The following is a 13,312-nucleotide window of genomic DNA, read 5'->3' as shown; positions in this document are numbered from 1 at the left end:
CGGATCACTCGCACCCTGCACGAGCCCAGCCTGACCCACCGACCAAGGTCAGCGACGGACCCCGGTCGGCGTTTTGTTCAGCAGTCTCCTAGACCGACCGGCCGGACAGCGCGTCCCGGGTGCGGTCGACGAGCCCGACGAACGGACCCATGACCCGGCGGGAGACCTGGTCGCGCGGGGCGCCCGGGTGCGGCCGGGTCGGGGCGGCCTTCTTCGCCGTCCGGACCTTGTCCCCGAGGTCGTGCAGCTCCTCGGCCGAGTAGACGGCGCGCAGCGCCGGGAAGAGCTGCTTCTCCTCCTCGGCGACATGGCCGCGGACGGCGGTCATGAGCGCCTCGAGGACCGGCCGCGAGGCCGGGGAGTGCGGGTCCGTGCCCTCGAGCTCCTTGAGCATGAGCTCGACCTCGTGGTGCTCGGCCGTCTCGCGGTCGGCGATCGCGTTGCCGTCGTCGAGCCGGTCGCGCATCGCCGGGTAGATCCACGCCTCCTCGGCGACGGAGTGCCGGACGAGCTCGGCGACGAGGTGCTCGAGGGCGTCCTGGCGGTCCTCGGGGCTCAGCGGCCCCTCGAGCCGTGCGAACAACTCCTCGACCTCGCGGTGGTCGACGACGAGCTCGGTGATGACGTCGTCGTGAGCGTCGTGCTCGGGCATGGTGCTCCTTCGGGGTCTCCTGCGGTGGGTCGCCGTACGGGGCGTGCGGCCCCTGCGACGGCGGTACCCCGGGATGCACACGGCAAACCGGCGCCGGCCGGTACCCCGCTGTGAGCCGCGACTCGGTCTGCGGTCAGGATGGACGCGTGCCCACGGTCCGACGTCTGAGCCCTCTCGAGCGCGCCGGCGCGCTCGAGACGGTCGTGGCGGCGTTCGCCGCCGACCCTCTCGTGCGCTGGTGGTTCCCGGACGACACGACGTACCCCGACCTCGCGTCGCGCTTCTTCGGCGTGCTCCTCGACACCCGTCTGGAGGGCGGCGAGGTCTGGGCCGTCGAGATCGACGGAACCGTTGCGGCCGTGTCGATGTGGGTCCCGCCGGGCGGGAACCTCATCGGGCCGGACGTCGCAGGCGCCCGCTACAACGACGTCGTCGCCGAGCTGCCCGCGCCGAGCGCCGAGCGGATCGCCGCGACCGACGAGGTCATCGACGAGCTGCTGCCGACCGAGCCGCACTGGTACCTCGGCGTCCTCGCGACCCGTCCCGACCACCGCAACGCGGGTCTGGGCACCCTGGTGTGCGCACCGGTCTTCGCCGCCGCGGACCGGGCCGGCGTCGCGATCGCACTGGAGACCGCCCCGACGGCGAACGTCGCGTACTACACCCGGCGGGGCTTCTCGGTGCTCCACGAGGCCGAGCTGGCCTCCGACGCCGACGAGGACGAGAACGCCGATGCGGACGGTGAGCCGCTCACCGTCCGCATCATGCTGCGGTCCCCGCGCGCCGACGGGGTGCGCTGAGCCTCAGGCCGCCTCGAGACCCTCCCGCAGCCGGCGCAGCGCCTTCGTGATGAGCCGGGACACCTGCATCTGGGTGACGCCGACGTCCTCCGCGATCTGCTGCTGGGTCCAGCCGCTGAAGTAGCGCAGGGCGAGGATGCGCCGGTCGCGGGGCGGCAGCCGGTCCATGAGCGGGCGCACCGACAGGACGTCGTCGATCTGCCCGAGCAGCGGGTCGACGTCCCCGAGGGTGTCGCCGACGTTGAGGTCCTCGGCGCCGCCGACCGGGGCGTCGAGCGAGTGCACGTGGTAGAGGTCGGCGCTCGCGACGCACTCGACGACGTCGTCCTCGCTCGCGCCGAGGTGCGCCGCGATCTCGGAGATCCGCGGGCTGCGGCCGAGGGTCTGGGTCAGCTCGCTGCTCGCCTTCTCCACCTCGCCCCGCAGCTCCTGGACCCGGCGCGGGGGCCGGATGTCCCAGCCCTGGTCGCGGAAGTGCCGCTTCACCTCGCCGGAGATCGTCGGGACGGCGTACGCGAGGAAGTCGTGCCCGCGGTCGGCGTCGAAGCCGTTGACCGCCTTGACCAGGCCCAGGTGGGCGGCCTGCACGAGGTCCTCGACCGCCTCGCCCCGGGACCGGTAGCGCAGCGCGATGCTCGTGGCGACGGGGACGTTGAGGACGACGAGCCGCTGGCGCAGCCGGGCGAGCTCGTCGGGGTCGGTGCACTCCTGCAGCAGACCGACGACGGCGGCGGTCTCCCGCTGCCGTGCCTCGTCGGTGCTCGTGTGTCGGTGGCTCGGCATGGTCCTACTCCCTGTCAAGGCTCCGCCGCGGACCTGCGTACGGTCCGTCGGCGCGACGACCTGCATCACCGGGCGTGCGGCCCGGGCCCCCAGAGGTGCAGTCGGACGGTGGCCGTGGTCTCGACCGATCGTCGTCCCGGGACTGTCCCCGGTCCGTCCAGCGGACCACGGTGGGATAAGTCTCGCAATTCCACACGAATGACTGGCAGGCGTACCGGGTAGGGAAGGAGGTTGTCGTGGCCCCGCCCCGCACGTGCGGCGACGCCCACCCCTGCGCCTGGCGTCGCGCGGCGCGGGACGGGGCACCGAGCAGACTTCCCCTCCGGCGCGGCCGTCAAACCTCGGCGCCGGGCGCCGACGGGCCGGACGACGAAGAGCCACCGAAGAACGGCCGAAGGAGTGAACTTCCGGGCCGTCCGTGCCGATGCAGGTCACGTGGTCCACGTCCTGCCGCTCGTCACGCACTCCTCGGTGACGCCTGCGTCCCTCCTCGCCCCCGGCCTCGTCGTCGTGCTCCTCGCCGTGCTCGGCGTGCTGCTGGCCCGGCCGGTGGCCCGCCGCCGGCACGCCCGCCTCGTCGGCGGCACGGTCGCGGACCTGCAACGCCTCGTGGGTGACGCCCGGGTGGGTGACGTCCTGCCCTCGCGCGGCCGCCGGGCCAACGGCCGGACGGCGATCCCGCTGCAGGGGTCCGTGTCGGCCGCCGTGGCGGCGCTGCCGACGAGCCGGCTCGTCGACCTCGTCGGCCCGGACCACGCCGTCAGTGGGGTCGGACGGCACCGCCGCGGTCTGGCCCGCGCCGGCCGGGTCCTGCCCGGTCGCACGCCCGACGGGTACTGGGACGCCTATCTGCAGGGCGTCGACCTGCCCGTCGCCTCCGGCGCGGGAGAACGGTTCTTCGCCGCCGAGGAGGCCGCGGTCGCTGCCGTCGTCGCCGCCGAGGCGGCCCTCGAGGAGGCAACGACCACCGTGCCCGTCCAGGACCCCGCACCCGCCCCGCTCCCGGACCCTGCGCCGGGCGCGGCCGCTGCGAGCGGTCCCGCGGAGGGGCCCGGCACCGTGCCCGACGTCCCGGCTGACGTCCCGACCGCCGTCCCGACCGCCGTCCCGACTGCCGCCTCGCCCGCCGCCGGCCCGGCCGACACCCCTTCGGAGGAGACCATGACGACGCCCGCCGAGCAGGACGGCTCCCGCTGGTACGACGCCGCTCCCGACGGTCGCAGCCACTCCCGGCGGTCGGCCGTCATGGCCCGCGCCGAGGGCGGTGACGCCGCAGGCTGGTGGAACGCCGACGCCGACGAGCAGCCCGCTGCCCCCGTCGAGGACGACGCCCCCGCGCCGGGGTCGTTCTGGGGGACCACCGCCCTCGCGGCACCCCGTCCCGCCGGCCGTTCGGTGGCCGTCGTCGACCTCGCGGCGGCGCCGACCCCGCTGCCGCTGCGCCGGCCCGTCTCCGAGCCGCAGCCGACCGCGGTCGTCGAGGCCGTCCCGGTCCCCGTGGCTCTGCCGGAACCTGTCGTCGAGCCCGAGCCCGAGCCCGAGCCCGAGCCCGAGGTCGAGGTCGAGCCGGTCGCGGTCATGGAGCCCGAGCCCTTCGTCCAGCCCACGCCGCTCGCCGAGCCCGAGCCCGTCGCGATCGTGGAGCCCGAGCTCGTCGCCGTCGTGGAGCCCCCGGCCCTGACCTTCCTCGTGCCGCAGACGCCGCCGGTCGTCCCGCAGGCGGCGGTCGACCTGCACCCGCGGCCCGAGCCGGACCCGGAGCCGCAGCCCGTCGCCGTCGAGCCCGAGCCGGCGCCTGCCGACCCCGAGCCGGTGGCCGTCGACCCTGACCCCGAGCCGGTGGCCGTCGAGCCCGAGCCGGCCCCGCTCCCCGCACCGCACCCCTTCGCGGGCGAGCTGACGCACCCCGACGCGTCGCACGCCGTCCCGCACCCCCGCGGTCACCGGCAGCCGTCGCCGCGTCAGCGCCAGGTCCTCCGGGACGCCTCGCTGCGGTTCGAGCACCCCACGGACCGCTTCGGCATCGCCCAGGTGGCGACCGAGGAGGCGCTCGCGCTCGTCGAGGCCGACATCGCCTCGCTCGTCGTCCGCTCGGTCGAGGGCCCGCGGGTGCTGCGCCAGGACCCCGAGGGGATGGGCATCTGGGGCGCGAAGACGCTCGCGGCGCTCATGAACCTCGGCCGTCCGCTGCGCAAGGTCATCGAGGGCGACCCGCTCTCCGGCGGTGGTCAGACGGCGCTGCTCGTCGTCCCCGTGCCGGCCGCGGGCACCGTGGCGGGCACGCTCGTCGTCCGCCGCACCACCGGCCGTGCCTTCTCGCCCGCCGAGCAGGACTGCCTGGAGCGGCTCGCCCGGATGGCCGGTGCCGCTCTCGACACCGCGGCCCGCCGCGGGATGCTCGTCGGCCAGGGCCGGCTCGACCCGGTGACCGGGCTCGCGCACCGCGACCGGCTCGCCGAGGACCTGCGCGCCGCGCTCCTCACGAGCCAGACGCACGGCATGCCGACGAGCCTGCTCGCCGCCGAGGTCACCGGGCTCGCGGAGCTGCGCGAGACCCAGGGCCGGCCCGCCGCCGACGAGGCCGTCGCCGCGCTCGCGGCCGCGCTCACGGGCACGCTGCGGGTCGGGGACGTCCCCTACCGCTTCGGGCTCGACGAGTTCGCCGTCCTGCTGCCGGCGACCCAGGAGGAGGACGCGCCCGCGGCCGCCGCCCGGCTCGGTGCGGCGATCGACGCGCTCGACCTGCGCCCGGCCGGTCGCCGGCTGCGGCTGCGCACGGCCGTCGTGCCGGTGACGGGCGTCGCCGAGGACGTCGTCCTGCGCGCCATCCGCGCGCTCGCGGCGGCGGAGCGGCCGACGGTCGAGGCCTGACGCGGCCGGCGCCGACCGGCGTCGTCCCGCTCCGTGGTCCCTGCTCGTTCGGGACCGCACGGTTCGGTGACAATGGGTCCGACCGTGCACCCGGCACGGTCGGTCGGCAGACCGGTCCACCCTCAGGAGGGTCCGTGCCCCGCCCGCTCGTCGCGATCCCCGCGCGCTTCTCGCAGTCGGCCTCGGCGCTGCGCTACCAAGCGATCGTCAACGCCCGCGCCCTGTCGGAGGCGGTCCTCCGCGCCGGCGGGGAGCCGCTGACCGTCCACCCGTGGGCGCCCGGCGGTGTCGCGGACGCCGCCGAGGTCGCCGACCGGATGGCGTTCGCGGACGCCGTCCTCCTGCCGGGCGGCGGGGACCTCGCGCCGTCCACGTACGGCGAGGTGAGCGCCCACGACGAGGTCTACGACGTCGACCCCGAGCAGGACGCGTTCGACCTCGCCGTCGCCGCCTGGGCCTTCGCGGCCGGCGTCCCGGTGCTCGCGATCTGCCGCGGCGCCCAGGTCGTCAACGTCGCGCTCGGCGGCGCCCTCGAGCAGCACATGGACTCCCCGCACCGACACCACGTCGACACCGTCACCATCAGCGACGACGTGCTCGCGGGCGTCGTCGGGGCGACGACGATCGAGGCGTCCTGCTACCACCACCAGTGCATCACCCGGCTCGGCACCGGTCTCGAGGTCGCGGCGACCGCGGTCGACGGCACCGTCGAGGCGGTCGCCGCGCCGGGCCGGCCGGGCTGGTTCGTCGGGGTCCAGTGGCACCCAGAGGACACCGCCCACGAGGACGCCGGCCAGCAGGCCCTCTTCGACGCGCTCGTCACGGCGGCCCGGGCCCGCTGACCGGCTGTCGGAGGCCGTCAGGCCGGCCGGGCCGGGCCCGCCGTCAGGACGCCGTGAGCCTCAGGTCGAAGCTCACGTCGCTCGACGACGGGGTCTGCTGGTGCACCTCGACCGCGACGACGTTCGTGCCCGCCCGGAGCACGGAGACCGGGACGTCGACCTCGGTCCAGGCGCTCTCGTCCGCGCCGGCGACGTTGACCGTGGCCCGCGTCGTCGGCGTCAGCGCACCGGCCGGCAGGTTCGAGCGCAGCACCTCGACCCCGTTGACGTAGACCGCGGCGCCGTCGTCCCGGACGATCCCGAGCCGCAGCGCGCCGACCCGGCCCACGTCGGCGACCTCGAAGGTGCGGCGGAAGTAGTAGGTCGTCCCGCCGGCCGGCAGCAGCGTCTGCTCGTCGCCGTCGCCGAACCCGAGCTGGGCGGAGCCGCGGGCCCAGGTGCTGTCGGCCGCGTCGGGCGCCGTCCAGTCCGCGGCCGGCGGGGTGCGCCCGTCGAGCCAGGCCCAGGTGTCCCCGGACGGCACGAGCGGCCCGGTGCCGGCGAGGGTCGGCACGAGCTCGGCGTCGAAGGACAGGTCGCTCGAGGACGCGCTCGCGTTGTGGACCTCGATGGCGAGGACGTTCGTGCCGGTGACGAGGGCGGACGACGGCACCGTGAGGCTCACGAAGGCCTTCTCGGCCGCGCCGGAGACGTCGCTCGACGCCGGCGTCGTCGCCGTCACCGGGCCGGCCGGCATGTTCGACCGGACCACCTCGACCCCGTTGAGGTAGGCGACCGCGCCGTCGTCGCGCTGCAGCAGCAGCGTGAGCCCGGTGACCTGCGCCGGGTCGGCGACCGTGAACGAGCGGCGGAAGTAGCTCGTGAGCCCCTTCGGGCTGACGACGGTGGCCTCGTCCCCGTCGCCGTACCCGAGCTCGGCGTCCCCGACCGACCAGGTCGTGTCGTCGAACGCCGGGTCTCGCCAGGTGGTCCCGGCATCCGTGCCGTCGGACAGGTACCGCCACGCCGTCTGCGGCGTGACGAGCGACGTCGACGGCGGGCGGGTCGTCACGGTGAGCGGCGCGCTCGCGGGGGACCAGTTGCCGGCGATGTCGCGGGCCTCGACGGTGTAGGCGTACGTCGTCGCGGGGACGACGTCGCGGTCGACCCACGAGGTGCCGCCGAGCAGTGCCACGACGGCGCCGTCCCGCCGGACCCGGTAGCCGGAGACCCCGCGGTCGTCGGTCGAGGCGGTCCAGGCCAGGGTGACCCGGGTGTCCCGGACGGGGGCGGCGACGAGGCCGGCCACGGGCGCGGGCGCGGTCGTGTCGGCCGGCTCGGGGGTGACGCCGAAGTTCGTGTACCGCTGCCGCGTCGTGTCGGCGTCGACCCGGGTGAAGCCGCCGCCGACCCGCAGCACGGCCGGTTCGGCGAGCAGGTCCCAGACGCCGAGGTCGTAGAGCATCTTCGGGGCCCAGCCCGCGACGACGCCACCGGTGACCGCGTCGAGGGCGGCGATCCCGGCGCGCGGCTGCCCGCCGAACGCGGTGTCGAAGTGGCCGCCGACGACGAGCGTGCCGCCGTCCAGCGCGACCGCCTGCACGTCGCCGTCCGTCGTCGTCTGCCACAGCCGCTGCGCCGTGGCGACGTCGTACGCGACGGCCCGGCCGCCGGGGCCGCCGACGCCCGCGTACACGGCGGTCTCGGAGGCCGCGAGATCGTAGACGTAGCAGGGGTTCGAGGTGTCGGAGCAGCCGGCGGGCGGCCGCCAGGCGGTCGCCGCACCGGTGTTGACGGAGACCGCTCCGAGGTAGTCGCGGCTCTGCCCGGCAAGGGTGCGGAACTGGCCGCCGACGTAGAGGGTCGTGCCGTCCGGCGACGCCTGGAGGGCCGCGACGTTCGAGTCCGCCTGCCCGGCCCAGCCGGCGACGAGGGCCCCGGTGCCGGCGTCGACGGCGGCCAGGCGCAGCCGGGTCGCGCTGTTGACGCTGCTGAAGTAGCCGCCGAGGAAGACCCGGCCGCCGACCCGCTCCAGGGCGAGGACGGTGCTCGCGGGTCGCGGGGCGAACGTCGTCGAGACCGCGCCGGACGTGAGTGACACGAGGGCGAGCCGGGCCCGGGCCGCGCCGCCGATCGTCGTGAAGGCGCCCCCGACGTACACCCCCGTGCCGTCGGCCGAGGGCTCGAGGGCCCGGACGACGTCGTTCGCGCCGGGGTTCCAGGGCAGCAGGGCGCCGGTCGTCGCGTCGAACGCGGCGAGCCGGTTGCGGCTCACCGTCGTCGCGCCGTTCGGGCTCCACAGCGCCGTGAACGTGCCGCCGATGACGACGGCGTCGCCGACCCTGGCGACGGCGTAGACCCGGCCGGTCGTCGGCGTCCAGGTGAGCGTCGGCGTCGACGCGATCGCCGCGGACGCCGGTGCCACGCCGGCCCCGACCGTGACGAGCACCGCCGTGAGCGCGACAGCGAGCAGCCGGGCCGGAGCCCTCCCCGAGATGACCATGCGTCGACGGTAGGCAGCGGCCGCGAGCGCGGTCACGCAGTGCAGCCGGTCCTCACCTGTTCGGCGGACCCGATGACGCGGATGTCATCCGAACGCGCGCGCCGCCGCCCTCCCGGCCCTGCGGCCCGCGCCGGCGGGCACGCGCGGTGACCGCGGGTCAGGTGTTCGGGTCCTCGGCCGGTGCGGTGCCGTCGAGCGTCTCGAGGTGCTGGATGATCTTGCGCAGGGACGTCGTGAACGTCTCGAGGTCCGCGCTGCTCAGCGCGGCGACGGCCTGCGTCTCGTGCGAGTTGAACAGCGGGAACAGCTCGTCCATGAGGCGTCGGGCCCGCGGCGTGAGGGACAGGAGCACCCGCCGGCCGTCGCCGGGGTGGGCCCGCCGCTTGACGAGCCCGCGGCCCTCGAGGGTCGTCACGACACCCGTGAGCGTCGACTTGGAGATCCCCGCCTCGGACGCCGCGTGCCGGGTCTCGATGTCGTCCCAGACCCAGACGACCCACAGCACGACCCAGGCGGTCCACGTGAGGCTGTGCGACGCGAGGACGGTGCGCTCGAAGTGGTTCCGGACGACGCCGGCGGCCCGGTAGAGGTTGCCGATCGCGGCCATGGCGCCACGGTCGATCGGCAGACCGCTGAGGCGCTCCTCGACGGCCTGCTCCGTCTGCCCCAGGGTGTACTGACCGGTCACGGCATCCCCTTCCGCACCTGCTGGTCCCCTGCACCGCTGTGTGTACTGCCGTACTGCTCGTGCTGCCCCGTCGAGCGATCCTATGCCCCGCGACCCCCACCCCCGGGGAGGTCGGATCGTCGGGGCCGCGCGAGACTGGGGCGTGACCGGACCGAGCAGCATCGCCGCCGGGGTCGGCCTGAGGTCCGAGCGGGGCCCCGTCCTCGCGGCCCTCATGCTCACCCTCTCCCTCGTCGCGATCGACGGGACGGTCATCGCGACGGCGGTGCCGTCGATCGTCAACCAGATCGGCGGCTTCTCGCAGTTCCCGTGGCTCTTCTCCGCCTACCTGCTCACCCAGGCGGTGACGACGCCGCTCTACGGCCGGTACGCGGACGTCGTCGGGCGCCGCCCCGTGCTCCTGCTGGGGATCGGGCTGTTCGTCCTCGGGTCGCTGCTCTGCGGCCTCGCCTGGAGCATGCCCGTGCTCATCGCCGCCCGGGCGGTGCAGGGGCTCGGCGCGGGCGCGGTCCAGCCGATGGTCATGACGATCGTCGCGGACATGTACACGGTGCAGGAGCGCTCGAAGGTCCAGGGCTACGTCGCGTCCGTCTGGGGCGCCTCGGCGGTCATCGGCCCGCTCTTCGGGGGCTTCGTCGTCCAGTACGTCTCGTGGCGCTGGGTCTTCCTCGTCAACCTCCCGCTCGGCCTGCTCGCCGCGGTGATGATCGCGCGACGCTTCCGGGAGAAGGTCGAGCGGCGCGAGCACCGGCTCGACGTGCTCGGTGCCGCGCTCCTCGTGCTCGCGTGCAGCCTCGTCATCCTCGGTCTCCTCGAGGGCGGTGTCGCCTGGGCCTGGACGGGCCCGGCGGGCATCGCCGTGCTCGGCGGCGGGCTCGTGCTCCTCGTCGTCTTCGTGCTCGTCGAGCGCCGCGCGCCGGAACCGGTGCTGCCGCTGTGGGTGCTCTCGCGCCGCGTGCTCGTCGCGGGCAACCTCAGCCAGGTCGGGGTCGGCGTCATGATCGTCGGGCTGTCGTCGTTCGTGCCGACGTACGTCCAGAACGTCCTCGGGACGGGCCCCGTCGTCGCCGGTCTCGCGGTCGGGGCGCTGACCATCGGCTGGCCGATCGCGGCGAGCCAGTCGGGCAAGGTCTACCTGCGGATCGGCTTCCGGGACACCGCGCTCATCGGCACGGCCGTCGTCCTGCTCGGCTGCTGCGCGAGCACGCTCTGGGGCGCGGGGACGTCGGTCTGGTGGGTCGCCGCGACGTGCTTCGTCATCGGGCTCGGGATGGGCTTCGCCTCCGCGCCGGTCGTCGTCGCCGTGCAGTCCGTCGTCGGCTGGGAGCAGCGCGGCGTCGTCACGTCGACGAACATGTTCGGCCGCACGGTCGGCAGCGCCGTCGGTGCCGCCGTCCTCGGCGCCGTGGCCAACGCGACGATGCTCGGCCGGCTCGGCGCGGCGCCGTCCGCGGTCGGACCGGTCCCCGACGACCTGGACGCCGCGACCGCCCTGCTCGTCGACGGCACCGGCACCGACGCGCTGCGCGAGGTCGTCCGCCAGGCGCTCGCGGTCGCGATGCACCACGTGTTCGTCGGGCTGGTCGTCGTCGCGGCCGTCATCGCCCTCGGCGTGGCCGCCATGCCGCGCCGCACGCGCACCCTCGACGGCGACGAGGTCCTCGAGCAGTAGAGGGGGCCGTCCTCTGGTGGGTTATCGACCCCGAACCTGGGTTCTGGGGTGCGTGACCCGCCGGAGGACGGGCCGGCGTCAGTCGCGGCGGGGCGCCCGGATGCCGCGGAACTCCCAGTCGCCGCCGAGCGCCGTCGACAGCACCTCCTCGGACTCCGTGGGCTGCGCGCCGACGTCCTCGCGGATCGCCGTCGGGCCGTCGACGATGTGGTTGCGCAGCGTCCCGAGCCCCTCGACCTCGACCTCGACGACGTCGCCGGGGTAGACCGTGCGGCTGTTCGCGGGGGTGCCGGAGAGGATGACGTCGCCCGGGTAGAGCGTGATCGTGCGGGCCACGTCGGCGACGAGGTAGTGCATGTCCCACGTCATCTCGGCGGTCGAGCCGTCCTGGACGACCTTCCCGTTGACCCGGGTCTGCATGTGCTTGTCGTGGAAGTCCCAGCCGGTGACGAGGCCCGGGCCGAGCGGGGCGAGCGTGTCCGAGCCCTTGACCCGCAGCATCGAGCCGGCGTCGGTGTCGCGGAAGTCGTGCAGGCCGTAGTCGTTCGCGACCGTGTAGCCCGCGATGTACTGCCCGGCGTCGGCCGGCGCGACGTTGCGCGTCGTCCGGCCGATGACGATCGCGACCTCGCCCTCGTAGTTGAGCCACTTGCAGCCCAGCGGCCGGACGACGGCTCCCTCGTGCGCGTTGAGCGCGGAGGTCGGCTTGCTGAACCAGTACGGCGCGGGCGGCATCTTCGCCTGGAACTCGCGCGCCCGGCTGATGTGGTTGAGGTGGACGGCGAGGATCTTCGTCGGCTGCACGGGCGGCAGGTGGACGGCGTCCGCGGCCTTCACCCGGCGGCCGTCGCCGGCGACGAGCTCGTCACCCTCGCGGACGACCTGGACCTGCGCCCCCTCCAGGAGGATCCGGCGGTACTCGACGGTCTCGGTGCTCATGTCGGTGCCTTCCTGTCGGGTGGGCTCGCTCAGCCCTGCGCCCACGCGGGCGGGGTCGTCCAGCCGTTCGGCGCGGTGCATGTGTTCTTGACGTCGCTGTAGAAGTCGAACGACCAGGTCCCGCCCTCGCGGCCGATACCGCTGCGGCCGTTGCCGCCGAAGGGGGCGCCGAGGTCGCGGACGAAGAAGCAGTTGACCCAGACGGTCCCGGCGGACAGCTGTGCCGACACCCGCTGCGCGTGCTCGGGGTCGCCGCTCACGAGGGTGGCCGCGAGGCCGTAGTCGGTGCCGTTCGCGAGCGCGACCGCCTGCGCGTCGGTGTCGAACGACTGCACGGTGAGGACCGGACCGAAGACCTCCTCGCAGAGGATCTCGCTGCCGGGAGCGGCGCCCGCGAAGACCGTCGGGCGGAAGTAGAGCCCCCCGAGGTCGGTGTTCGGGCCACCACCGAGCAGCGGCGTCGCGCCGTCCGCGACGGCCCGCTCGACGAACCCGCAGACCCGCTCGAAGTGCCGCCGCGCGATGAGCGGACCGATGTCGGTCGCCTCGTCGCGCGGGTCGCCCTGCCGGATCTGCCCGGCCCGCTCGAGGAACCTCGCCATGAACGCGTCGTGGAGCGAGGAGTGCACGAGGATCCGGACGGCAGCGAGGCAGACCTGGCCGGAGTTGTCGAACTGCTCGACCGCCAGGGTCACCGCGAGGTCGAGGTCGGCGTCGTCGAGGACGACGAGCGGGGACTTGCCGCCGAGCTCGAAGGACGTCGGCGTGACGTTCGGCGCGGCCGAGGCCGCGATGGAGCGGGCCGTCGGCACCGAGCCGGTGAAGCAGATCCGGCGCACCCGCGGGTCGGCGACGAGCGGGGCGCCGGCCTCGGTGCCCAGACCCTGGACGACGTTGAGCACGCCGTCCGGCAGCCCGGCCTCGGCGGCGATGTCGGCGAGCAGGGAGGCGGTGAGCGGCGCCCACTCCGGCGGCTTGGCGACGACGGTGTTGCCGGCCGCGAGCGCGGGCGCGATCCGCCAGGTCGCGAGCATGAGCGGGGCGTTCCACGGCGTGATGATCGCGGTGACGCCGGCCGGGTCCCACGTGACGTGGTTGCGGTGGCCGCGGGTCATGAAGTCGGGGTGGACGTCGCCGGAGTCCAGCCGGAGCAGGTGGTCGGCGAAGAACCGGAAGTTCATCGCGACCCGGGGCATGACGCCGCGGCGGTGCGAGCGGATGAGCGAGCCGTTGTCCCGGGTCTCGACCCGGGCGAGCTCCTCGAGCCGCTTCTCGACGCCGTCCGCGATCCGGTGCAGGACCTCGGCCCGCTCGGCGGCGGGGGTCCGGGCCCAGCCCGGGAAGGCGTCGGCCGCGGCGCTCACGGCGGCCTCCGCCTCGGCGGCGCCGCCGCGCGCGACGCGGGCGATCGTCGCCTCGTCGAGCGGGGAGACGTCCTCGAAGGTGCTCGCCGGCCCGTCGACCGAGGCGACCCGCCGGCCGCCGATCCAGTGCCGGGTGTCGACCTCCACGCCCTCGACCGTGGCCGTCGCGGTGTCGTCGCTCATGCGCCCTCCTCAACGTTCGGTACCGAATGATTGCCG

Annotated in this window: 10 protein-coding genes; 4 read left to right on the top strand and 6 right to left on the bottom strand. The window is 75.0% G+C overall.

Going from position 1 to position 13,312, the window contains the following annotated elements:
- Positions 1-88: 88 nt before the first annotated feature.
- Positions 89-652 carry a hemerythrin domain-containing protein gene (locus EDJALFJO_RS31410; RefSeq protein WP_088290558.1) on the bottom strand — a complete coding sequence of 188 codons (564 nt, stop codon included), beginning with the start codon at positions 650-652 and terminating at the stop codon, positions 89-91.
- A 146-nt stretch (positions 653-798) separates the two neighbouring features.
- Here EDJALFJO_RS31410 and EDJALFJO_RS31405 point away from each other — a divergent pair, with 146 nt between their 5' ends.
- Positions 799-1,452, top strand: coding sequence for an N-acetyltransferase (locus tag EDJALFJO_RS31405; protein WP_158220639.1), 654 nt, complete (start codon positions 799-801; stop codon positions 1,450-1,452).
- A gap of 3 nt (positions 1,453-1,455) precedes the next feature.
- On the opposite strand, the gene EDJALFJO_RS31400 is transcribed toward EDJALFJO_RS31405, so the two are convergent.
- Entirely contained in the window at positions 1,456-2,235 is a 780-nt protein-coding gene (locus EDJALFJO_RS31400) for a SigB/SigF/SigG family RNA polymerase sigma factor (protein WP_158220638.1), read from the bottom strand.
- A 435-nt stretch (positions 2,236-2,670) separates the two neighbouring features.
- Here EDJALFJO_RS31400 and EDJALFJO_RS31395 point away from each other — a divergent pair, with 435 nt between their 5' ends.
- The gene (locus EDJALFJO_RS31395) at positions 2,671-5,106 is read left to right on the top strand and encodes a diguanylate cyclase domain-containing protein (RefSeq protein ID WP_143448898.1); all 2,436 of its coding nucleotides are present in this window, start codon (positions 2,671-2,673) and stop codon (positions 5,104-5,106) included.
- Between the two features lie 134 nt (positions 5,107-5,240).
- Positions 5,241-5,948 carry a gamma-glutamyl-gamma-aminobutyrate hydrolase family protein gene (locus EDJALFJO_RS31390; RefSeq protein WP_088290554.1) on the top strand — a complete coding sequence of 236 codons (708 nt, stop codon included), beginning with the start codon at positions 5,241-5,243 and terminating at the stop codon, positions 5,946-5,948.
- 43 nt (positions 5,949-5,991) lie between these two features.
- On the opposite strand, the gene EDJALFJO_RS31385 is transcribed toward EDJALFJO_RS31390, so the two are convergent.
- Positions 5,992-8,430: a fibronectin type III domain-containing protein gene (locus EDJALFJO_RS31385; RefSeq protein ID WP_143448897.1), complete on the bottom strand. Its 2,439-nt coding sequence runs from the start codon at positions 8,428-8,430 to the stop codon at positions 5,992-5,994.
- A 157-nt stretch (positions 8,431-8,587) separates the two neighbouring features.
- Entirely contained in the window at positions 8,588-9,118 is a 531-nt protein-coding gene (locus EDJALFJO_RS31380; protein WP_088290552.1) for a MarR family winged helix-turn-helix transcriptional regulator, read from the bottom strand.
- Between the two features lie 142 nt (positions 9,119-9,260).
- Here EDJALFJO_RS31380 and EDJALFJO_RS31375 point away from each other — a divergent pair, with 142 nt between their 5' ends.
- Complete coding sequence (locus tag EDJALFJO_RS31375; protein WP_233150145.1) at positions 9,261-10,790, top strand: MFS transporter; 1,530 nt, start codon at positions 9,261-9,263, stop codon at positions 10,788-10,790.
- Between the two features lie 78 nt (positions 10,791-10,868).
- Here the strand turns inward: EDJALFJO_RS31375 and EDJALFJO_RS31370 are convergent, their stop codons facing one another.
- Positions 10,869-11,729: a fumarylacetoacetate hydrolase family protein gene (locus EDJALFJO_RS31370; protein ID WP_088290568.1), complete on the bottom strand. Its 861-nt coding sequence runs from the start codon at positions 11,727-11,729 to the stop codon at positions 10,869-10,871.
- A gap of 29 nt (positions 11,730-11,758) precedes the next feature.
- Positions 11,759-13,276 carry an aldehyde dehydrogenase gene (locus EDJALFJO_RS31365; RefSeq protein ID WP_088290549.1) on the bottom strand — a complete coding sequence of 506 codons (1,518 nt, stop codon included), beginning with the start codon at positions 13,274-13,276 and terminating at the stop codon, positions 11,759-11,761.
- Positions 13,277-13,312: the final 36 nt, after the last annotated feature.

Source organism: Kineosporia sp. A_224 (genome assembly GCF_002198655.1).
Classification (GTDB): domain Bacteria; phylum Actinomycetota; class Actinomycetes; order Actinomycetales; family Kineosporiaceae; genus R-H-3.
The sequence above is the reverse complement of the archived record's forward strand: the minus strand, read 5'-3'. Positions and strand labels throughout refer to the sequence as shown.